At 38.1% G+C, this 22719-nt stretch carries 21 protein-coding genes; 6 read left to right on the top strand and 15 right to left on the bottom strand.

Annotated elements, in window-relative coordinates; translation table 11 throughout:
* Positions 1-2: 2 nt before the first annotated feature.
* From QCQ61_RS12380 to QCQ61_RS12335, 10 genes are all read right to left on the bottom strand, one after another.
* On the bottom strand, positions 3-1274 hold the full coding sequence (locus tag QCQ61_RS12380) for a beta-ketoacyl-[acyl-carrier-protein] synthase family protein (protein WP_279447961.1): 1272 nt from the start codon (positions 1272-1274) through the stop codon (positions 3-5).
* Positions 1271-1720 (bottom strand): 3-hydroxyacyl-ACP dehydratase FabZ family protein, encoded by a 450-nt coding sequence (locus tag QCQ61_RS12375; protein ID WP_279447960.1) that lies wholly within the window; start codon positions 1718-1720, stop codon positions 1271-1273. Before QCQ61_RS12375 ends, QCQ61_RS12380 begins: the two co-directional genes overlap by 4 nt.
* Before the next feature lie 34 nt (positions 1721-1754).
* Entirely contained in the window at positions 1755-2528 is a 774-nt protein-coding gene (locus tag QCQ61_RS12370) for an SDR family oxidoreductase (RefSeq protein WP_279447959.1), read from the bottom strand.
* Between the two features lie 2 nt (positions 2529-2530).
* A complete protein-coding gene (locus QCQ61_RS12365) occupies positions 2531-3583 on the bottom strand; it encodes a type III polyketide synthase (RefSeq protein WP_279447958.1) in 1053 nt (350 codons plus the stop codon).
* Complete coding sequence (locus QCQ61_RS12360; protein ID WP_279447957.1) at positions 3580-4299, bottom strand: methyltransferase domain-containing protein; 720 nt, start codon at positions 4297-4299, stop codon at positions 3580-3582. Before QCQ61_RS12360 ends, QCQ61_RS12365 begins: the two co-directional genes overlap by 4 nt.
* A complete protein-coding gene (locus QCQ61_RS12355) occupies positions 4296-5423 on the bottom strand; it encodes an NAD(P)/FAD-dependent oxidoreductase (RefSeq protein ID WP_279447956.1) in 1128 nt (375 codons plus the stop codon). Before QCQ61_RS12355 ends, QCQ61_RS12360 begins: the two co-directional genes overlap by 4 nt.
* A 69-nt stretch (positions 5424-5492) precedes the next feature.
* Entirely contained in the window at positions 5493-6197 is a 705-nt protein-coding gene (locus QCQ61_RS12350) for a YiaD family glycine zipper/OmpA-like lipoprotein (protein WP_279447955.1), read from the bottom strand.
* Positions 6198-6202: 5 nt separating this feature from the next.
* A complete protein-coding gene (locus QCQ61_RS12345; protein WP_279447954.1) occupies positions 6203-6682 on the bottom strand; it encodes a lipocalin family protein in 480 nt (159 codons plus the stop codon).
* Positions 6683-6717: 35 nt separating this feature from the next.
* Positions 6718-6879 carry a DUF1328 domain-containing protein gene (locus tag QCQ61_RS12340; RefSeq protein ID WP_237602869.1) on the bottom strand — a complete coding sequence of 54 codons (162 nt, stop codon included), beginning with the start codon at positions 6877-6879 and terminating at the stop codon, positions 6718-6720.
* Between the two features lie 97 nt (positions 6880-6976).
* A complete protein-coding gene (locus QCQ61_RS12335; RefSeq protein ID WP_279447951.1) occupies positions 6977-8986 on the bottom strand; it encodes an alpha-ketoacid dehydrogenase subunit alpha/beta in 2010 nt (669 codons plus the stop codon).
* Between the two features lie 118 nt (positions 8987-9104).
* Here QCQ61_RS12335 and QCQ61_RS12330 point away from each other — a divergent pair, with 118 nt between their 5' ends.
* The 4 genes from QCQ61_RS12330 (at position 9105) to QCQ61_RS12315 (ending at position 12253) form a co-directional block, all read left to right on the top strand.
* Entirely contained in the window at positions 9105-10055 is a 951-nt protein-coding gene (locus QCQ61_RS12330; protein ID WP_279447950.1) for an isopenicillin N synthase family dioxygenase, read from the top strand.
* A 69-nt stretch (positions 10056-10124) separates the two neighbouring features.
* Positions 10125-10454 (top strand): translation initiation factor, encoded by a 330-nt coding sequence (locus QCQ61_RS12325; RefSeq protein WP_279447949.1) that lies wholly within the window; start codon positions 10125-10127, stop codon positions 10452-10454.
* Between the two features lie 48 nt (positions 10455-10502).
* Positions 10503-11402: a nucleoside phosphorylase gene (locus QCQ61_RS12320; RefSeq protein ID WP_279447948.1), complete on the top strand. Its 900-nt coding sequence runs from the start codon at positions 10503-10505 to the stop codon at positions 11400-11402.
* Positions 11399-12253: a substrate-binding domain-containing protein gene (locus QCQ61_RS12315; RefSeq protein WP_279447947.1), complete on the top strand. Its 855-nt coding sequence runs from the start codon at positions 11399-11401 to the stop codon at positions 12251-12253. Before QCQ61_RS12320 ends, QCQ61_RS12315 begins: the two co-directional genes overlap by 4 nt.
* 209 nt (positions 12254-12462) lie before the next feature.
* On the opposite strand, the gene ung is transcribed toward QCQ61_RS12315, so the two are convergent.
* Positions 12463-13128 (bottom strand): uracil-DNA glycosylase, encoded by a 666-nt coding sequence (gene ung, locus QCQ61_RS12310; protein ID WP_279447946.1) that lies wholly within the window; start codon positions 13126-13128, stop codon positions 12463-12465.
* 40 nt (positions 13129-13168) lie between these two features.
* On the opposite strand from ung, the gene QCQ61_RS12305 reads away from it, so the two are divergent.
* Complete coding sequence (locus QCQ61_RS12305; protein ID WP_279447945.1) at positions 13169-15343, top strand: endonuclease MutS2; 2175 nt, start codon at positions 13169-13171, stop codon at positions 15341-15343.
* A gap of 152 nt (positions 15344-15495) precedes the next feature.
* Positions 15496-15897, top strand: a complete 402-nt coding sequence (locus QCQ61_RS12300) for a thiol-disulfide oxidoreductase DCC family protein (RefSeq protein WP_279450265.1) — start codon at positions 15496-15498, stop codon at positions 15895-15897.
* On the opposite strand, the gene QCQ61_RS12295 is transcribed toward QCQ61_RS12300, so the two are convergent.
* The 4 genes from QCQ61_RS12295 to QCQ61_RS12280 all read right to left on the bottom strand — a co-directional run bounded on the left by QCQ61_RS12295 (position 15898) and on the right by QCQ61_RS12280 (position 22593).
* Positions 15898-16692 carry a hypothetical protein gene (locus QCQ61_RS12295; RefSeq protein WP_279447944.1) on the bottom strand — a complete coding sequence of 265 codons (795 nt, stop codon included), beginning with the start codon at positions 16690-16692 and terminating at the stop codon, positions 15898-15900.
* A 178-nt stretch (positions 16693-16870) separates the two neighbouring features.
* On the bottom strand, positions 16871-18316 hold the full coding sequence (locus tag QCQ61_RS12290; protein ID WP_279447943.1) for a dicarboxylate/amino acid:cation symporter: 1446 nt from the start codon (positions 18314-18316) through the stop codon (positions 16871-16873).
* 22 nt (positions 18317-18338) lie between these two features.
* Entirely contained in the window at positions 18339-19403 is a 1065-nt protein-coding gene (gene aroC / locus QCQ61_RS12285; protein WP_279447942.1) for a chorismate synthase, read from the bottom strand.
* Positions 19404-19662: 259 nt separating this feature from the next.
* The gene (locus QCQ61_RS12280; RefSeq protein ID WP_279447941.1) at positions 19663-22593 is read right to left on the bottom strand and encodes an FAD-binding and (Fe-S)-binding domain-containing protein; all 2931 of its coding nucleotides are present in this window, start codon (positions 22591-22593) and stop codon (positions 19663-19665) included.
* Between the last annotated feature and the right edge of the window lie 126 nt (positions 22594-22719).

Raw genomic sequence — 22719 nt, 5'->3', positions numbered from 1 at the left:
ATTTAAATTTTCTTAAAGATAGCACAAGCGTTTACATCACCAAACCCAAAACTGGCTTTTGCAACTATTTTTAGGGGCACTCTTTGCAATTGCTTCGGAATTTTTTCGGAAGCAATTAACGCGTCAATCTCCGGATGTATTCTTTTACAATTCACATTTGGAAACACAAACCCTTCGTGCAACTGAAGTATAGCCGAAACAATCTCAATACTTCCACTGGCAGCCAAACAATGGCCTATCATTCCTTTAAGTGAATTTATATACGGAAACTTCGCTCCCCTCCTATTTAAGGCTAGACTCCAATTTTTAATTTCGTCGGGATCTTTAATAGTCGCCGTTAAATGCCCGTTTATATAATCAATATCATCGGTAGCTACGCCTGCGTTCTGTAAGGCATCTTTAATACATTTCTGAACGGCTACACTGTTAGGAGCCGTCATACTTCCCCCGATTCTTTGTCCGCCGTTATTTACCGCTCCACCTAAAATTTCGGCATAAATAGTAGCTCCTCTTTCTTGCGCGCTTGTTAAGGATTCTAGTAAATAAGCACCGGCGCCACTGCTCGGAATAAACCCGCTTGCCTCACTGCTCATTGGACCAGCGACCTTATTTGGCTCCTGATTGTGTTTATAGGTTGTAACACGCATAGCGTCAAACCCACCCCAAAGATAGGGGCCGGAATCGCTTGTACTACCGCAAAGCATATATTTGGCCTTACCATTTGCAATGTGTTCATAGCCCATTAAAAGCGCTTCGGTACCTGTTGCGCAGGCCGATGAGTTTGCGGTTACCATATTTCCCGCGCCAATGAGGCCACCCAAATACGCACTCACGCCGCTCGTCATGGTTTGCGCTACCGAGGTGCTTCCCAAACGGCGAACATTTTTAGCATCAATCTTATTAATGGCTTCCCGGAATTTTTCAACTCCACTGGTGCCACTTCCGAAGATTATCCCTAAATCCCATAGGGGATCTTCCTCAGGATTTGCGGGTGTAATTTTGGCATCTTTTAATGCGTCCATACCCGCAATTACACCATATAAAATACCGCTGCTATTAAAGTTACGAAGTTGTAATTCTGAAAAGTATTCTCTCTTTTTTTCTTCGGAAATAGAAGGTTTAGCGCCCAGCTGACACGAAAAGTTTAAATCGCGCAACTCAGGAAAAAAAGTAATGCCTGATGCCCCAGATTTGATGGCTTCGGAAAAAGAAGTAAGCCCTACTCCATTTGGTGCTACTACCCCTAAACCAGTTATTACCACACGATTTTTCATATAAGGTTTGTTTCATTTAAAAGCATACCGCTAATAGTACCTTTTGCCACAATTTCATTTTTGCTATTCAGCATTTTTACATTGCATTTTAATTTATTAAACCTAAAATATATTTTTTCAGAAATTACTTTTACTGTTTCTTCGGGAAATACCGGTGCGAAAAAATCTATTTGGGTATTGCTGAGTGCAAAATTAGAATGCCCCGAAATTTGATTTTCGTTAAAAAGAAATATTCCAAAGCAAACCAAGCCAATCTGCGCCATACATTCGGTTAAAATAACCCCAGGGGTAACGGGCTTATTTTTAAAATGACCTTTATAAAAGTAGGAATTTCCACCAAAAAAATAGGTGCCGCATATACCCTCGGCCGAAACAGATTGTATGTTGTTTACAAACAAAAAAGGCTCGGAATACGGTAGTTTTGCTATTATTTCTTCAGATTTCAAATTCGAAATATTTATGGTTTTAACTTGGGTTATGTTATCTTAAACTTTCACCACCATCAACTTTTATTACGGTGCCATTAATCCAATCTGCCTCTGGCTTACACATTAAAAGCACCGCATTTGCTACATCGTTCGGGTTCGTAAGCCTGTTAAATGGATTACGATATTTTGCCATTTCGGCAAGTTTTTTACTATTTGGAATGGCCAAAAATGAAGGTGTATCGGTAGTTCCTGCTTGAATACAATTGCTGGTAATGTGCAAAGGAGCCAATTCTACGGCCATATTTCGCATTAAAGATTCCAAAACCGATTTTGCTGCTGAAACTGCCGCATATCCTGGCCACACGCGTATATTTCCTTCACTTGTAAAAGCGAGGTTTCGCGCTTTGGGTGTAAAGGCGTTGTTTGCCAATAATGTTTGTACCCACTCGTACCAGCTAATTGCCATAGCGTGAATTGTAATTTCAAAATCCTGTTTTGTGAGTATATTGTCGTCCTGGCTATGCATTGTTTTTAAAGTGCCTTTGGCTATGCTGTGCAATAGAACTTTTACGCTATGCTTTGGAAATTCATTACAAATTTCTTCTCTCACCTGCTTGTTTAAGGCATCCTTGTTAAAAGTTTTTACTAAAACGCCGTGCGCCTTTATGGTATCGACTTCCTTTTCAAAAGCGGGTAAATTGCTTTTCCGATCGCGATGTACAATACAAATATTCATTCCCTCTGCCGCTAATTTTTTGGCGCTGGCAAGACCTAGACCGCTACTTCCGCCCAAAATTATTGCCCAATAGCCTTTAAAATCACTCATAATTAAAATTTTAACAACACGCGTTGCGCCGAAAATCCTGGACCAAAACTGAGCATTAATCCCAAATCTTCCGCGGGTAGGTTTTTATCCATAAATCGTTCTAAAACATAGAGTACAGTGGCACTGCTCATATTGCCATACAGACGAAGTACCTCTTTGGTATCGTTTATGTCTTTACCCAATTTGCCAAATAAATCTGCCACCGTTTCTACGATTTTCCGTCCGCCGGGATGAAAAATTAGGTGATTGATAGCTTCAATATTTAAATTGTGCTTTTCCAAAAATGGATGTATAATAGCAGGAAAATGCGCTGCTATTTTTTCGGGAACTTCTTTGTCTAAAATCATTTGTAGGCCTGTATTTACCAGCTTAAAACCCATTAAAGTTGTGGCGTCGTAAAAATGATACATTTCTTCGGCAAGAATTTCTGGACCGCTATCTTCTGTTTTTGAGGACAATAACACGCAGGCCGCGCCATCGCCAAAAATTGCGGCACTTACAATGTTGGCCATTGAAAAATCTGTGAGTTGAAAGGTGGCAGTGGGTGCTTCCAAAGCAATTACGGCTGCCCGTTTTCCGGGGTTGGCCTTTAAAAAATTCTTTGCGTAAATTATTCCGGATATTCCAGCCGCGCACCCCATTTCTGTAACCGGTAAACGAACTATATCTTGTTTCATTTTAAGTTCGTTTATCAAATATGCATCTACCGAAGGAATCATAATGCCCGTGCAACTTACGGTAACTATAAAATCAATGTCTGTTGGTTGCCAGTCCGATTTTTGTAACGCTTTTTCTAAACAGCCTTTTCCCAGTTTCGTAATTTCACGAATATAAATATCGTTTCGGGCTTCAAAACTCGGGTTGGTAAAAACTTCCAGCGGATCCATGATAGAATAGCGTTTATCTACGTTTGCACCTTCAAAAATTTTTATCACTTTTCTTTGAAATCGCCTGTCTTTATGCTGCATCCATTGTTCTACAAACGGAATTATCTCTGCGGTTTCCCGACTGTATTTAGGTAGTTGTTTTGCAACTTTTACTATTTTTACGCTCATAGTTCTTTTTTGAGTATCCATTGATAGCGGTAAGCCCATCGCCAGTGAATACTACTTTGCTGGTTTGGAATATTTTTTGAAATCCGTTTTAATTCTTCCTTTTTAAAGCCTCTTGCAACCGAAACTAAGCCGTCGTGTCGGGCTGTTTTCGTTTTTAAAAACACTTTACTCGCTATTTTAAACAGTGTAAAGGCCTGCTTACTTCTGTGCAAATCGTTCACTATTAAACCAATTTGCGCTTTATTTAATAGGGTTTTTAAGAGGTATTCAATTTTATTGTTGCTGAAATGGTGCAGAAATAGTGTGCACATTGCAATATCGCAATTTGGAATTAAATTTTCTTCTGAAAAAACATCAACTTTTAGATATTTTATATTTGTATAATTTTTACTGTGCTGTTTGGCAAACTGGAGGATGTTTTCGTTAAAGTCTAAACCTATACAGTCAAAGTTGAAGTTGTACTTTTTGCCAAAATCGGAGCATTTTCGAAGTATTGTACCATCGCCGCAACCCAAATCTACTATGGTAATTTTTGCCGTTTTGTCACGATTTCGCAATAATATATGTAGGGCGTCTATGGTGATTTTGTTGCCTCCCAACCACTTGTTTACCATTTTTAAATCGTTTAAGAGATCCTTCATTTCGGGACCTCTAAAATCGAGACTATCCATTACCTCTGGTTGCTGCGATCTATATTTATTGCTGAAAGTTATCATGTAATTGTTTTTCCGTGCGTTTTTTTAATAATTAATGGCAGCAATTGCGGAAGTGCCTTGGCTGCTGCAAACCCTATTTTTGAAGCAACTGGATTCATTAAAATTCGTTGAATGGTTCTTCCGGCGGTAAGTCTGCTTTCAAATTCGCGCTTCCAACATTTGGCGTATGCAATTTCAATATCACGGCGATTGAAATTATTTTTTCGATAATATTTCAAAAAGATTTCAGAAAAAATTTTTGCACTTTTTATTGCCATCGCCATTCCGTTACCGCAAAGTGGATGGATAAGCCCAGCGCTATCGCCAACCATAAAAATATGGTTTTCAACCGGATTCTTTTTGTGAAATGCTATTTGGCTAATAGTCAAAGGCTTTTTAAACAGTGGGGTTGCACGGGTAAAAAAATTATGTAAACACGGATTTTTCGACATTTCCAATTTTTGAAAATCATCTATGTTCTTATATTTTTTAAACGATTTAAAAGTTGTTAAATAACAGGCGTTTACAGCATTGCTTTCAGTTTTGCTTAAGCCGCAATAGCCGCCGTTAAAATTGTGCAGTGCCACGGTATCTTCCGGAAAATCATAATTGTAATGCGCTTTCACCGCCAGCCATGGCGAACTTTGCCGCATAAATTTTCTATTTAAAAATGAATCGAGATTAGAACGTTTTCCATAGGCACCTACAACGAAATCTGCTGTTAAGATTTGTTTTGTTTTTGTGGTAATTTTGAAATGGTTTTCTTTAAAATTAACTGTTTCAACTGTATCAAGCAGCACTTGAACTTTACTTTTTATAGCCGAATAAAGCAGATCGTCAAACGTATATCTGCTAATGCCAAACCCACCGAGAGGTAAAGAAGCTGCAATGGAATTTCCATCAACCTCCGTAATTTTAAACTGTGAAATTTTTTTCGCGCCAACGGAAAACGGATTCACGCCTAATGTTTTTAAATACGGCAAAATTTCGTTGCTCACATATTCGCCACAAACCTTATGATTTGGGTATTCGTTTTTTTCAATCAAGCAAACAGCGCAATTATTATTGGCAAGGTGAAGTGCTGTAGTTAGGCCTGCAAGTCCTCCACCGATTATAATTACGTCCCATTTATTCATTTTAGCCATCTAGGTTTAAAGCTAAATAAAAAATCCCGTCCAAAAATGGTACGGGATCTTTTTAAATTAAATTTATTATTACTCGCCAGCTTCCTGTTGAGCTTCTTGCTTCATTTTTTCATTGGGTACAATAGCAAGGTTTACGCGACGGTTTTTGGCACGTCCTACGGCAGTAGAATTATCGGCTACCGGTGCGGTTTCTCCATACCAGTTTGTTGTAAATCTACTTGCGCTTAATCCTTTGGTTTGAACAAAGTAATTAGTAACAGATTGGGCTCTGTTTTTAGAAAGCGTCATATTCATTTCATCTGCACCTACGCTATCAGTATGCCCAACCACCAATACATTGGTGTCTTTGTACTCTTTAAGAACATTGGCCAATTTATCTAATGTGGCTTGTGAATTGGCATTAATATTGTATTTCGCGGTATCAAAATAAACACCACTATTTTCGTCAAAAGTTACTACAATACCATCGTCAACACGTTCTACTTGAGCACCTGGAATTTCTTGCTCAATTTGCTGCGCTTGCTTATCCATTTTGGCTCCGATAAGTACTCCAGCCGTACCTCCAACTACACCGCCAATAACGGCACCAATTTCGCCATTACCACCTTTACCAACGTTGTTACCAAGTATGGCTCCCAAAACGGCACCACCTGCGGCTCCAATCACGGCGCCCTTTTGCTTGTTATTAGCATTTCTAGTGGCTTCGCAACTTGTTAAGCTTACTACAAAGGTAAAAGCTAAGGCTACTGTTATAATATTTTTAAATGTTTTCATAATTATTATTCCTGTATTTTAGAGAAGTTCATATTAATTTTAAAAGGCTTGCCGTCTAAACTTACCGTTTGTTCCCAACGCATTGAGGATTCGCCTAGCTGAGCTAAACGCAATCTATACCCGGCATTGGTTTCGGATTTTCCTTTGGCATTTGTAGGTTTTAAAAGAAAATCATACAGTCCGGAAGCAGGGTCAATTTCTTGAATTGTAAATATAAAATTACGTTCCCCTGTAGGACAGTTAGAATTATTAATAGTGTAATTACCGGTATTGTTATTTGGAATAAATCTCCAAGAGCTACCTTCCATACACTCCACAGAGGTATCGTTAAATAGGGTTACATTAAACGTACCCGATGAGTCGTACGAAATATTGTCTAAGGACCAATATCCTTTAATTACTTTTCGAGATTCCTGTACGGTTTTCGGTGTACCGCAAGCGAATATTGTGGTTGCAATAACAGCCAAAATGAGGAGTTTTTTCATAAGTTTTGATTTTTTTAAAATTGGTTAAGTAGTGCCTATCTTCTAAAAAGTCTAGATAGAAGTGAAAGTACCAATAGCACTATAAAAATGTAAAAAATGATTTTTGCGATATCGGCTGCACCTTCTGCGATGCCTCCAAATCCAAAAACTGCTGCAATAATTGCAATGACTAGAAAAATAACGATCCAACGTAACATAGTTAATGGTTTTAATGATTAGTATGGCACTAAATTAAATAACTATTCTATGCTAGCATTAGCCTTTATCTAAAGTTTAACAAGGAATGTTAAATTATTAGTAAGACAATAAATCCAGTAGAATTTCTTTGAATTTTTCCTTAGGAAGATAGCCTGCTTCTAAATTTGCTGCAAAAGGAATAGGCGTTTCCAAGCTGCCTACTCGCTTAACAGGAGCGTCTAAATACTCGAAGCAATTTTCCATAATTAAGGCCGATATATCTGAAGCCATACTACCAAACATCGAGTCTTCCTGAAGTATAATTACCTTCCCTGTTTTTTTAACAGATTTGTATATAGCTTCTGTATCTAGCGGCATTAGTGTACGTAAATCTATGAGGTCTGCTTTAATTTCTGGTTGTTGCTCCAACGTTTCCAAAGCCCAATGTACCCCAGCTCCGTATGATATTATAGTTAAAGCTTCCCCTTGTTTTAAAAGTGAAGCTTTTCCGAGGGGTAAGGTAAAATAATCTGTAGGTACATCCTGCCGAATACTTCTATACAAGGCTTTGTGCTCAAAAAACAGAACCGGGTTAGGATCCTCAATACTTGTAGCCAATAATCCTTTGGCGTCATACGGAAAGGCTGGGTAAACCACTTTTAAGCCTGGAGTATGCGTAAACCAAGCTTCGTTGGTTTGGCTGTGAAATGGCCCCGCTCCTACTCCAGCGCCGCAAGGCATACGAACTACCACATCGGCATTTTCGTTCCAACGGTAATGACTTTTTGCCAAATAATTAATTATAGGATTAAAACCAGAAGTAACAAAATCTGCAAACTGCATTTCTACAACGGCTTTAAATCCGTTTATTGAAAGCCCCATTCCAGTGGATATTATGGCCGATTCGCAAATTGGTGTATTACGAACGCGCTCTTTTCCAAATTGCTCCACGAAACCTTCTGTAATTTTAAATACCCCGCCGTATTCTGCCACATCCTGCCCCATAATTATAAGGTTGTCATGGCGCTCCATAGATTGTTTTAATCCTTGGGAAATAGCATCGATTAATCGAATGTTTTCTTTATTTTGTTTTTCTGTAATTTCCTGATATTCAAAAGGTTTGTAAACATCATTTAATTCGATTGTTTTGTTAAATTCAATCGCTGGTTCAGAAAATGCAATGTCGAGGTTTTTATCAATTTCGTTTTTAAATTCGGTTTTAAAAGTTTCAATCTTTACTTCGGAAAGCACCCCTTCATCTAACAAATAATTTTCGAAATTTGTGAGCGGATCGCGCAAGCCCCATTCATCTATTAAGTTAGTTGGTACATATTTAGTACCACTAGCCTCTTCATGGCCACGCATTCTAAATGTTTTAAACTCCAAAAGAATAGGCCGTGGATTGGTACGCATACTCTCAACCAAATCTTTTAATCTGGTATAAACTTCCAGGATATTATTTCCTTCAATAATATGGGATTCCATGCCATAGCCTATTCCGCGGTCTGCAATATTTTCGCAGTTGTATTGCTCATTAGTAGGCGTTGAGAGACCATACCCATTGTTTTCTACACAAAAGAGCACCGGTAATTGCCATACCGAAGCCACGTTTAAAGCTTCGTGAATATCGCCTTCACTCGTTCCTCCTTCCCCCGTAAATACGGCGCATACTTTATTGTTTTCTTTTAATTTGTTTCCCAGTGCTATTCCATCTGCCACGCCAAACTGGGGCCCTAAATGCGAAATCATTCCTACGATATGAAATTCCTGCGTTCCAAAGTGAAAACTTCTGTCCCGTCCTTTCGTAAAACCGTTTGCTTTTCCTTGCCATTGCGAAAACAGTCGGTGCAACGGGATATCGCGCATTGTAAAAACACCAAGATTTCGATGCATTGGTAAAATGTACTCGTCTTTTTCTAAAACAGCTGTTATCCCCACTGAAATGGCCTCTTGCCCAATTCCGCTAAACCATTTTGAAACCTTTCCTTGGCGCAGAAGTATAAGCATTTTTTCTTCTATTAGCCTAGGCTTCAACATACCGCGATACAGTTTTAGTAAAGTGTCGTCATCAAGGTCTTTTCGATTATAATCGAAGAAAATTTGGGGGGAAGTGTCTGGTTTCATCATAAAAAATTTGCTGTATCAAAAGTAGAAAAAAACCCATTGTAACAAGGATTATTAAAGGAAATTTTATCTTCGGAAAAACTTTGGTAATTTGGTATATTTGTAAACTAAAATTCAAACCATGAATAATATACCCAGTGTAAATTTAGCCGATTTTATTTCTGATGATCCAAAAAGGAAGCAAAAGTTTGTTGATGAAATTGGCGCCGCCTACGAAGATATTGGTTTTGTGTCGCTTAAAAATCATTTTCTCAGTGAGCAATTGGTAGAAGAGTTGTACAAAGAAATAAAAGCTTTTTTTGCGCTCTCGGTTGAAACCAAAGAAAAATATGAAATTCCCGGTCTTGGAGGCCAACGCGGTTATGTGTCTTTTGGAAAGGAACATGCCAAGGGCAAAAAAGAAGGCGATTTAAAAGAATTTTGGCATTTCGGGCAAGAGGCATCAGATGATACCAATTTATCTGAAAAATATCCTGACAATGTAATAGTAGAGGAACTCCCGGACTTTAACAGTACGGGGATGGAGGCCTATAGAATGCTCGAAAAAACCGGAGTTTATGTACTACGTGCCTTGGCACTATATATAGGTTTAGACGAGTTTTATTTTGACCACTGGGCTGCAAATGGCAACAGTATTTTACGACCTATTCACTATCCGCCAATTACCGAAGAACCTAAAGGTGCCATGCGTGCTGGAGCGCACGGAGATATAAATCTTATTACCTTATTAATGGGGGCTTCTGCCGGCGGACTTCAAGTTTTGAGAAAGGATGGGGAATGGATAGATGCAATTCCGAACGAAGATGAACTGGTTATAAACGTTGGCGATATGCTAGAAAGACTCACGAACAATAAACTCCGATCTACTGTGCACCGCGTGGTAAATCCACCCCGCGAACAATGGGGCAGCCCGCGCTATTCCATTCCATTTTTTATGCACCCTCGTAGCGATATGAAATTAAACTGCTTAGCAGAATGTATAGACGATGAACATCCTAAAGCGTATGAAGATATAACCGCAGGCCAATTTTTGCACCAGCGATTGGTAGAGATAGGACTAATTAAAAAGTAAACAGTAGATTCACCTTAAAACCACTGCTGATAGGGCACGTTCGAATTAAACCTTCAAAATAAACACACATTGAATTCTTTAGAAGACCAATTAAAAAATCTTTTTCCCGATCACGAACCGAGTGAAGTTCCTGTTGAAAAGAAGGAACCTTCAATTTGGCTTCAAGACGAACCTTTGCTTTGTAAATACGAAAAAAGAAAAGGTAAGCCCATAACAATTATAGAGGGATATAATGGTGCGGACCACGATTTTAAAATACTTTCAAAAGAAATAAAACAGTTGCTTAGTGTTGGTGGCAGTTTTAAAAATGAACAAATTATTATTCAAGGCGATTATCGCGATAAAATCATGAAATTTTTAAAGGATAAAGGATTTAAAGTGAAACGGGTTGGCGGATAATATGACGGGAATTGTTGCAATTCGTTTCTGCTAAAAAATTAGATAAATTTGAGACATACAATCAAACAAAGTGAGCTAATATTAACGCCCGAAGGTAAAATATACCATCTAGATCTTGCACCTTCGCAATTGGCCCCAACTATTATAACCGTTGGCGATCCCGACCGGGTAAAAATGGTTTCAAAATATTTTGACACTATTGAATGTACCGCCCAACACCGTGAATTTAAAACACATACAGGAACGTATAGGGGAAAGCGAATAAGTGTTATTTCCACGGGAATTGGTCCCGACAATATTGACATTGTTTTTAACGAGCTTGATGCGTTGGTGAATATAGATTTTGAAAAACGGCAAATCAAAAAAAAACTTACATCGCTTGATATTATCAGAATAGGTACCTCGGGTGGTTTAACGCCCGAAGTAGAAGTTGATCGCTTTTTAATCAGTACTTTGGGAATTGGTTTGGATAATGTGATGCATTATTACGATAAAACAGACAAAATTTTTAATCGCGATTTTGCCCAGTCTTTTATAGATCATACCCAATGGAACCCAGATAATTCGGTGCCGTACGCAGTGGAAGCAGATAAAAGCTTGCTTAAAAAACTTAGTTCCTCAACAACGGATGGAGAGGAACAAAAAACACTTCAGGGTATAACTATTACCAATGTGGGGTTTTATGGACCGCAGGGCCGCGTGCTTCGCGCAAAATTGAAAGATGAAAATCTAAACGAAAAACTTAGCTCCTTTAGATACAAAAAGAAAAGAATAACAAATTTAGAAATGGAAACCGCCACCATGTACGGAATGGCAAAACTATTGGGCCATCGAGCAATTTCTATGAATGCCATTGTGGCAAATCGGGCATCGGGAACCTTTAGCGAAAATGCCCCTAGAACCATTGATGCCCTTATTCAATACACACTTCGAAAAATTTCAGAATGAAGAATTTTTTAATTGGTGGTGTCCCCGAACATTTTAACCTTCCTTGGTATATCGCGTTGCGCAATAAGGAATTTCAAAAAGAAGGTATTAACCTCCGTTGGAAGGATTATCCCGGCGGAACCGGTGCAATGGCGCATGCTTTGCGCAACAGGGAAATTGATATGGCCGTAATTCTCACCGAAGGAATTGTACGCGACATCATTAATGGCAACGATAGTAAAATAGTTCAGGTTTTTGTAAAATCGCCTTTGTTATGGGGAATTCACGTTGCGGCCAATTCAGATTTTGAAGCGGTTTTAGACTTAAAGGGTACAAACGCAGCCATTAGTCGCTACGGGTCTGGCTCGCATTTAATGGCGTATGTAAATGCCGAAAACCACGATTGGAATTTAAAAACCGATTTAAAGTTTGAAGTAATTCAGGATTTGGAAGGCGCTTTGGAAGGGCTGCCAAAAGGAAAAGGCGATTATTTTATGTGGGAAAAGTTTATGACCAAACCACACGTAGATAATGGCACTTTTCGTTTAATTGGCGAATCTCCCACGCCCTGGCCTAGTTTTGTTATCGCCGTGCACAATGAGGTTTTACTGGAAAATGAAGAAAGCGTACAGGCTATTTTGGAAATTATAAATAAAACCACCAAAACCTTTAAACAAATTCCACAAATAGATGAAATGATTGCAGAACGATACGGCCAAAAACTTGAAGACGTTCGGGAATGGTTGTCACTTACCTCGTGGAGCAACACCCAATTAACTTCAGAAGAACTGGAAAATATTCAAGAAAAACTCGTTGAATTAGATTTAATTGAAAATAATATTCAGGAAACCAGCATCTTACATCAATTCTAAAAAATATCTTAATATTTACGCAACCCTAGCTGTATAATTGCATCTTGTTTATATAAAAACAACTATTATGACTACTTTTTTAATCGTTCTGGGGGCGTTGTTAGTCACAAATTTTTTGTTGTTGCAGTTTAGCTGTAACGATGCTACAGAGTCCGAAATTCCAGAAGAAGAATAAGAACAAGAAATATCCCCATTTCTTTTCTTACTATTTACCACTCAATTGGAGTATCTCCTTTATTTTTTAAAAATTCATTTGTTTTGCTGAAGTGTTTGTTCCCAAACCAATAGCCTCTATTAGCGGCCAATGGCGACGGGTGCCCACTACTCAGCACCAAATGTTTTGAGGTATCTATTTTAGCGCCTTTCTTTTTGGCCGGGCCACCCCAAAGCATAAACACCAAACCGCTTCTCTCTTCTGAAAGCTTTTCTATAACGGCATCTGTAAATTTCTCCCAACCTTTTTTTTGATGGCTTCCGGCATGTCCTTCCCGAACCGTTAAAGTTGCATTAAGCATTAAAACACCTTGTTTTGCCCAATGCACCAAGTGTCCATTTTCTGGCACAGGTGTGCCGATGTCGCTTCTTATTTCTTCAAAAATATTTTTTAGGGACGGCGGAATTTTTACATTTTCACCCACAGAAAAACACAAACCATGAGCCTGCCCGAAACCGTGATATGGGTCCTGCCCTATTATCACAACTTTTACTTCCTGAAAAGACATGTAGTTAAAGGCTGAAAATATCTGATTGATTGGAGGAAAGCAGGTTGCCGCAGCATATTCTGCTGTTACAAATTCAATTAAATTTTTAAAATATGGTTTCTCAAATTCCTCTGTTAAAATAGCCCGCCACTCGGGCTCAATTGTTAGCTTCATTATCCTTACTTTTGCATGATTGCTGAAAAAAGTAAAATTAATGGAAATAAAGCGGAAAGCCCGTATAGACAATAAAACTTTAGAAGATCTGGAATTTCCCTCCGTGCTAAAACAGGTTGCCGAATTTTGCGTAACCGAACCTGGACGTGAAAAGGTTTTTACAATTACACCTTTTCGGAATTTTGATGAGATTGCGCCAGAATTACAACGCGTTAAAGAATTTACAGCTTCGTTTGAGGGAGATAATCATATTCCAAATCACGGTTTCGAACCTATTTTTCGTGAACTTCGAATGTTGGATATAGAAAACAGTACCTTGGAAGTTTCCGGATTTCGAAAAATTCTGTCAATTTCAGAAACTACGCGTATTTTATTGAAATTCTTTAAAAAATATGAAGAGTTTTATGACCATTTAAATTCCTTTTCTGAAGAAGTAAATTACACTTCAATTTTTTCTGAGGAAATAAACAAACGCGTAGATAAGTACGGTGAGATTAAAGACGAAGCTTCTACCGAGCTCGGCGCCATTCGCAGAAGGTTGAACGTGGTTAAAGGCAAGATAAATTCGTCGTTCACCAAGGCGCTCTCACAGTATTCCCAAAACGATTATTTAGACGAAATTCGTGAGTCTGTTGTTGAAAATAGACGCGTTTTGGCAGTTAAGGCAATGCATCGAAAAAAAGTAAGAGGCGCAGTTCTGGGCAGTTCAAAAACAGGAAGCATTGTTTATATTGAACCACAGGAAACGCTGGATTATGCAAACGAATTAAGCAACCTAATTTACGAGGAAGATGAAGAAATAAAGCGAATTTTAAAGGCAATGACCGAATTTGTACGTCCGCACGCTTCACTTTTAGCAAGCTATCAGGAATATTTGATAACGATGGATGTACTTTACGCCAAGGCGAGATATGCTTTAAAAATAAACGGCGTTTTACCAATTTTGGTATCAGAGAAGAAGATTTCGCTCTTAAAGGCGTATCATCCGCTATTGTTGGTTTCAAATAACAAACGAAAAGAAAAAACATTTCCGCAGCATATTGAGTTATTGCCTGAGAAGCGAATTATTGTGATTTCTGGACCCAATGCAGGCGGAAAGAGTATTACTTTGAAAACGGTAGGTTTGTTGCAGGTAATGTTGCAGAGCGGTTTATTGATTTCGGCAGAACCGCAAAGTGAAATGTGTTTTTTTAAAAGGGTTTTAACAGATATTGGTGATAATCAATCTATCGAAAACCATTTGAGTACTTACAGTTACCGGTTAAAAAAGATGAATCAATTTTTAAAGAAGTGCGACAAAAAAACACTTTTTTTAATTGACGAATTTGGAACCGGTAGCGATCCCGAACTCGGTGGTGCCTTGGCCGAAACATTTTTAGAGGTTTTTTATGAGCGCGAAGCGTTTGGAATAATCACGACCCATTATACAAATTTAAAATTATTGGCAAACGAGCTGCCGCACGCTATAAATGCGAATATGCAGTTTGACAATAAATCGTTGGAACCATTGTACCAGCTGCATCTCGGGGAAGCAGGAAGCAGTTACACCTTTGAAGTTGCACAGAAAAATGGTATCCCGTACAGTTTGATCAATAAAGCAAAAAAGAAAATTGAACGCGGCAAAGTACGTTTTGACAAGACTATCGCGAATCTTCAAAAAGAGCGATCTAATCTTCGAAAAACCTCGGAATCGCTAAAAACGGAAGAACAAAAGGCACGAATAGAGAGTAAGCAGTTGGAGGAAATTAATGCGCGTGTTCAAGAAAAACTGGAAAGCTATCAGGAATTGTTTGATGCCAACCAAAAGCTAATCAGTTTGGGTAAAAAAGTAGATGTGCTTTCTGAAAAATATTTCAACAACAAGCAGAAAAAGCAGCTGATTGATGAATTGATGAGATTAGTGATGATTGAGAACAGCAAACGCAAAAAGCTGGCACCTAAGGTTAAAAAAGCTGTAAAAGCCAAAGAAAAAAAGGTAATACAGGAAGTTGAAAAAAAGGTGGAAGTAATTCGCGAACGAAAGAAAGAGGAAAAAGAAAAGGCTAAAAAGTTACCCCCACCAAAACCGAAAGTTATCCTTAAAATTGGCGACCGAGTACGTATGATTGATGGTCGAGCTATCGGAACGATTGATACTATTGAGAAGAATAAAGCAATCGTGAATTACGGGATGTTTACTACAAATGTAAGTTTGGAGGAACTGGAAAAAGTATAGCTTTTAAAATTCCAAATCACAAACACTAAATTCCAAATAAAAAACAAAATTGAAATTTCAAAAAAGAAAAAAACAAAATAAACTTCAATCCTTTAAATTTTTCAAAATTGAGTATTATTTGGGATTTGTTTTTTGGTGCTTTTTTAAAGAATATGAATAACAATCACAAAATAATACTCTTTGACGGCGTTTGCAATCTTTGTAACGGCGCGGTTACTTTTATTATAGAGCGTGATAAAAGGAACGTTTTCAAATTCGCTGCGCTTCAAAATGAAATTGGACAAAAGCTAATTTCAAAATTCAATATAGATACTTCAAAAGTAGATTCGATTATCCTTATAGATGGTGAAAAACACTACGAGAAATCTTCGGCGGCACTTCGTATAGCCAAATACCTTTCAGGTGCTTATCCCCTACTTTTTGGATTTATGGTTGTGCCAAAATTCATCAGAAATGCAGTCTATGATTATATCGCCAAAAACCGCTATAAATGGTTTGGTAAAAGGGATGAGTGTATGATTCCAACTCCAGATTTAAAGAAGAAGTTTTTGTAGTTAATTGAATATTTGGCCTGTGTTTAAAGCTCCGGGAGTATCTACGGACGGAGCATTCCATAAAAAATCGTTATACGAATTTCCCGTTCCTGTAAGTTGGAGTGAATAGCCTACAGGATTAGATTCGGGTTCGTACTCACCAATATCTGTTGAGGTTATTCCGTTAGCATTGCTTCCGGTTGCTGTAAATGTGCCCTCGTAGCTTAAAAATTGAATTACCACCCCATTCTTTACAACAGCGATGCCATCCTTGGGTCCGTTCTGAATACCCGAGATATCAAATGATAGGATTCCAAAGCCATTCATATCATTTGGAATAATACCACTTAATTGTACGGTATTATAATTGGTACCTGTAGTTCCATTATATAACTCAAGTGAAAAGTTATTTAAATTAAGTCCGGCTGGTCCTGCAATCTCAATAAATTCGCCTATATCAGTTCCTGCATTGTCATAGTGAAATTCATTTATCCAAATTTCAGGAGAGGGAATGGTAATGGAGATAATTTCAATCCAGCCTTCGCCATTCCATATTTGAAGACCGGCTTCGCCATTTCCTTTATTCATTACAAAAACCAATAATCCAACATCCGAAATATTGGGAACAATTGCATTGCGAGCGGCAATATTTGGCACGCGTGGTGGCATCAATCCTTTGTAGGTGACGCCTTCGTCCGAGGTGCTGCTAATTTCCAACATCGATGCCGAAGAGGGACTAGTGGTGCCAATTCCTACTTGGCCATACATACTTGTAATAAAAAACGCAGCTCCAAAATATAAAAATAAATTTCTCATAGCTATGTATTTTACACAGCTGGGGAGTAACTTATTCAAAATAGTTTATATGAATACTTTAACGGGGAGGGCTCTAATTTAATAAAAATAATCTTTTTAGCCAAAAAAATAAATAATTCACACTTTTATCTCGTTCAATTAAAATATGTTCTATAATATTAACAAAAAAGACATTCTTTTAAGAATCTATATCGAAAGTTTGTGATGGGTTGTCATGTGGCTCATAATTCAGCATGTTTTCGCCTTTTGCAATAATAGAGCATACAGTGGCATCTCCCGTAACATTAACGATGGTTCGGAACATATCTAAAATTCTATCTACAGGAAAAATGATGGCAATCCAAGCGGGGTTTAATCCAACCGATTCCAATACTATAATTAGCATAACCAATCCCGCACTTGGAACTGCAGCAGAGCCAATTGAAGCTAAGGTGGCTGTTATTACTATAGTTAATTGTTGACCTAAGGTTAAATCGATCATATGAAGTTGTGCCAGAAAAACCACCGCTACCGCTTGGTAAAGACAAGTTCCATCCATATTTACTGTGGCTCCGATGGGCAACACAAAGCTGGTAATTTTTTTATCGACCCCAAGATTTTCTTCCACGCATTCCATAGTAACCGGCAAAGTAGCCGCACTACTGGAAGTTGAAAATGCCAATGTTTGCGCAGGTGCCATAGCTTTAAAAAATCCTTTATACGGAATTTTTTTTACGAACAACTTCATAAATAGCGGATAGATAATAAAAATCATCAACATTAATCCAGCAAATACGGTAAGTGAATACCAACTCAAACCTTTGAAAATTTCATATACCTTCCCGATATCATCTCCTGCCATTTTGCTTACCACCCCCGCCAACAAGGCAAATACAAAGAAGGGAGCCGCCTGCATTACCAAATCTACCATTTTTAGAAAAACCTCCATGGCGCTATCCATAAAGTCTGTAACAGGTTTCGATTTTTCATTCGGAATTAAAAGTAGGCATACCCCGAAAAATATTCCGAAGAAAATAATCTGAAGCATTAAACCATTGTTGCTCAAGGAAAAGAAAAAGTTTTCGGGAACAATATCTACTAGAGGTTGCAGCGGGGTCGCGTCCTTTGTTTTTTCGGCAGTCTGCATTTTTTCCGAAACAGCGGCGTCTTTTAAATCACTTTTTGACAGGTCGGTAATTTTTTTAGCACGTTCAAAAAAAGCAGGATCCTGCAAATAGCTAATTCCGTCTTTTGGCGGGTGTCCATTATTGGAAGCCCAGATTTCGTAGCTAATTCGGTTGTCTATTCTACTCTGCTCGTCAATAAGTTTCCCCGGTTGGATTACATTAACCAAAATTAAACCAAGACTAACCGCAAATAAGGTTGTAATTAAATATGCGAGAAGCGTCTTCCCTCCCATTCTACCTAAGCTCGAGGGATCTCCAATATTAGCAACCCCGGTAATAATAGAAACCAAAACAAGGGGAACCGCAATTAATTTTAATAAATTGATAAAAATTGTTCCAAAGGGCGCAATCCAATCTATAGTAAACTCGCTCCAACCTAACTTACTGGATAGTAAAGCCCAAACTATTCCTAAAACTAATCCTATTATAATTTTCCAGTGTAGTGCGAGTTTTTTCATACTTAGATTTGAGATATTAGATTTAAAGTTTTGTTATTTTATTCAACAGCCAAAAATCAGCCAAGACCAAGGCGGCCATTGCCTCTACGATGGGTACGGCTCTGGGTACAACACACGGATCGTGACGGCCCTTTCCTTCGGCTATTGCTTTGTTTCCTTTACTGTCTATGGTTTTCTGCTTTTGCATAATGGTTGCTACGGGTTTAAAAGCAATATTAAAGTAGATATCTTCCCCGTTACTTATACCACCTTGAATACCACCGCTATAATTGGATTTCGTGGTTTCATCTGGATTGATAGTATCGTTATGTTCGCTACCTTTCATCGCTGTGCCGGCAAAACCACTTCCAAATTCAAAACCTTTTACAGCGTTGATAGACAACATAGCTTTGCCTAATTGGGCGTGAAGTTTATCAAAAACTGGTTCTCCCAAACCCACGGGCATATTTTTAATTACACACGTAATAATTCCACCTACAGTATCTCCCTGCTTCTTAATTGATTTTATATATTCCTCCATTTTCTTCGCCATTTGTGGATCGGGACAACGGACTGGATTTTTTTCAATTTCGGAAAAATCTACTTCTGAATACGATTTATTGAGATTTATTTCACCAACGGAAGAAACATAAGCAGTAATTTGTAAGTTTTGCAGTAATTGTTTTGCAATAGCGCCTGCCACAACCCTGCAGGCTGTTTCGCGAGCAGAGGATCGCCCGCCACCGCGATAATCACGAATTCCATATTTTTTATCGTAGGTGAAATCGGCATGAGACGGACGGTAAATATCTTTTATATGGCTATAATCCTTACTTTTTTGATCGGTATTTTCAATTGTAAAACCAATAGGAGTGCCTGTAGTTTTTCCTTCGAAAATTCCGGAGAGAAATTTTATTTGGTCTTCTTCTTTTCGTTGGGTAACAATTGCAGATTGTCCGGGTTTTCGGCGCTGCATTTCGGTATTTATCGCATCAAAATCCAGGGAAAGTCCTGCAGGACAGCCGTCTATAATTCCACCGATAGCTATCCCATGAGATTCACCAAAAGTGGTAAGTTTAAAAATTTTGCCGAAGGAATTGCCCGCCATACATGTGTTTTGAACAAATGTAAACTTTCGGGTTTAAATATTCAAAGTTTATATTTCAAAAATATTAGTCGAAACAACTATTAAAACGAATCGGAAACAAGTTTTTAAAAGAAATTTGAAATACAACTAAAATGTTCTACGAACTTTTTTAGCTATAAAATGAAGACTTTTTGGCTTATAATTAGAAAATAAGCAAAATCTGAAAAGGCCACATTTGTATATCGTTCCTAAAAGCGTTTGGCTGTTCTAACTGTTAAAACTACAGAAGTGCATTTTTAAGAATCGTAACCGGATGTAGTGCATCACGCCCTGTACCATCGAGTATTTGATGTCTGCAACTCGTGCCGTTAGCAGAAATAACAGTATCTGCCGACGCTTTGCGAACAGCCGGAAATAACTTTAACTCCCCTATTTTCATGCTCACTTCATAATGTTCCTTTTCATAACCAAAGCTGCCAGCCATTCCGCAACAGCCGGTTGTAATAATGGTAGGTTTGTAGTTTTTGGGAAGGTTTAATATTGTAAAAGTTACTTTTTGATTGCTCAATGATTTTTGATGGCAGTGGGAATGAATTTTAATAGCTTTTTCTTCTAAGGTAAACTGTGCCGCCGAAATAGTTCCATTTTCAATTTCGGCTGCTAAAAATTCTTCAATTAAAAAAGTGTGTTGTGCAATGGCTTCTGCTGAAGGTTTATCATCTGCCAGTCGAAGATATTCGTCACGAAACGAAAGAATTGCGGAAGGTTCAATACCTACGAGAACATTGTTTTCAGACACCTTTTCTTTTAAAAATGAAATGTTTTTTTCAACCTCTAGTTTGGCTTCTTCTAAAAACCCTTTAGACAGTAGCGCCCTTCCGCTGTCTAAATTATTAATTACGGTAACTTGGTAGTTTAATTTCGTTAGCAGCTCAAATGCATCCACGGCGATTTCAACATCTAAATAATTGCTAAATTCATCCACAAAAAGCAATACATTTTTACGGTAATTTTCTTTAGGTGAATAATTTATATCTGTTTCATTTTTAATATGTTTAACGCTATTATTAAAACTTTTAATTGAAACCTTTGGCAGCGTTCTATTTTGATGAACTCCAGCAAATTTTTTAATAATTGATGAAGTAAAACCGTTGGTAAAAAACCAATTGGAAACCTTTGGAAAGGCCGATGCCGTTTTATTTAATTGAGTGCTTTTTCCAAATAATTTATTTGAAAAAGATACGCCATTAGTTTTGTTGTATTGGTACAAAAATTCGGCTTTTGCGGTGCTTATATCTACATTGCTCGGGCATTCGCTGGCGCACGCTTTACAACTTATACAGAGGTCGAAAACTTCTTTTAATTCCTTCGAATTAAATTTATTTACCGCTTCGTTATTGGTTAAAACCTCGCGCAGCGCATTTGCACGTGCGCGAGTTGTATCTTTTTCGTTTTTTGTAGCGTGATAACTTGGGCACATTGCTCCGGCGGCATCTGCTGTTTTTCTACAATCGCCGCTGCCATTACAGTTTTCGGCAAGCCGAAGTATTCCTTGGTAATCGCTAAAATCCATCAGCGTTTCAATCTTTGGCTCCGTTCTATTGGTTTTATAACGAAGGGATTTGTCCATTTTAAACGCATCCACAATTTTGCCCGGATTGAAAATATTGTGGGGATCGAAAATTGTTTTAATTCGTTTTAATAATTCATAATTTTTATCGCCTATCATCAGCGCAATAAATTCTGCCCGTACAATACCATCACCGTGCTCGCCGCTAAACGAACCCTTGTATTTTTTGCAAAGTTTGGCTACATCTGTTGTAATTTTTCGAAAGTAGGCAACACCTTCTCCGTCCTTTAAATTTAGTATTGGCCGTAAATGCAATTCCCCAGCTCCAGCATGTGCGTAATACACCGCTTGTTGGTTGTATTTTTTCATCAGTGCCGAAAACTCTAGAATGTAGTTAGGCAAATCGTCTAAAGCAACTGCAGTGTCTTCAATACACGCAACTGCTTTTTGGTCGCCCACCATATTGCCCAGCAAACCCAGTCCCGCTTTACGCAGTTCCAGAGCCATTTCTATTTCTTCTCCACGTAATATTGGACTGTGATAACTATATTTTGAAAGAGAAATCGATTTTAATAGTGATGAAATTTGCAGCTGTAGATCTTCTTCAGATTCACTTTTTAATTCAAGAAGTAAAATGGCTTTCGGATTGCCTTGTACAAAAAAACGGTACGGTTCGTATGTTTTACTTTTTCTTGTGCAATCTAAAATTAGATCGTCCATCATTTCACAGGTGTGTAAATTATGCTGCATAGCCACTACAACATCCTGCAAGCACGCCTCTAAGGTTGGATAATGCGTAGCTACCATTGCAGTAAACGCTGGAGGCAACGGATCTAACTGTAGTGTAATTTCGGTTGTAAATGCCAGGGTTCCTTCACTTCCACAGAGCAATTTGCAAATATTTAATTCATCATTAAAATCGCCAAAAACCGTTGTGTTTAACAGGCTGTCAACGGCGTAGCCCGTATTTCTACGATGGATTTCCGGCTTTGGAAATTCCCTCCAAATTTCCTGCTGTGTTTCATCGGAAATTAATTCATTATAAAGAGTTTTATAAATTTTTCCTTCCAGAGAATTCAGCGCGGTTTTTTCTAAAAACACTTCTTTTGAAAGAGGTTCAAAAACAACTTCTTCGCCGTTAGAGAGGATAGTTTTTAGCTTTAAGACCTTATCGCGGGTTACGCCGTACTGGATTGAAGTGGTACCACTGCTGTTATTGCCAACCATACCTCCGATCATACAACGATTACTTGTAGAAGTATTGGGTCCGAAAAAAAGTCTGTAGGGCTTTAAATAGGCGTTCAATTCATCCCGAATAACACCGGGTTGTACTGTAACGGTTCTATTTTCAATATCTAAAGAAATTATATCGGTAAAGTGTTTTGAAACATCAACTACAATACCATCGCCTACACATTGTCCGGCGAGCGAAGTGCCCGCTGTTCGTGGAATGAGCGAGGTGTTGTTTTTTACAGCGAATTGAACAAGTTGCTTAATTGCCTCACTATTTTGAGGATAAGCCACTGCTAGCGGCACTTTTCGGTAAACCGAAGCGTCTGTAGCATAGATTGCTGTATGTAGGGGATCGGAAAATAATTCGCCTTTAAAATTTTCCTTGAATTTGTGTAATGTGTGTTTCATAGTAGCATGTGTAAAGGTAAAAAACTTCTTAACATAAAATTTTAAAATACGGTGTATAGATTGGCATTGCTTTAACTACAAGCTACTGTTAATACAAGTATTTTTACCTTCGTATTAACTAAAACT

Origin of the sequence: Aequorivita marisscotiae, assembly GCF_029814825.1 — a bacterium.
GTDB lineage: Bacteria > Bacteroidota > Bacteroidia > Flavobacteriales > Flavobacteriaceae > Aequorivita > Aequorivita marisscotiae.
The sequence above is the reverse complement of the archived record's forward strand: the minus strand, read 5'-3'. Positions and strand labels throughout refer to the sequence as shown.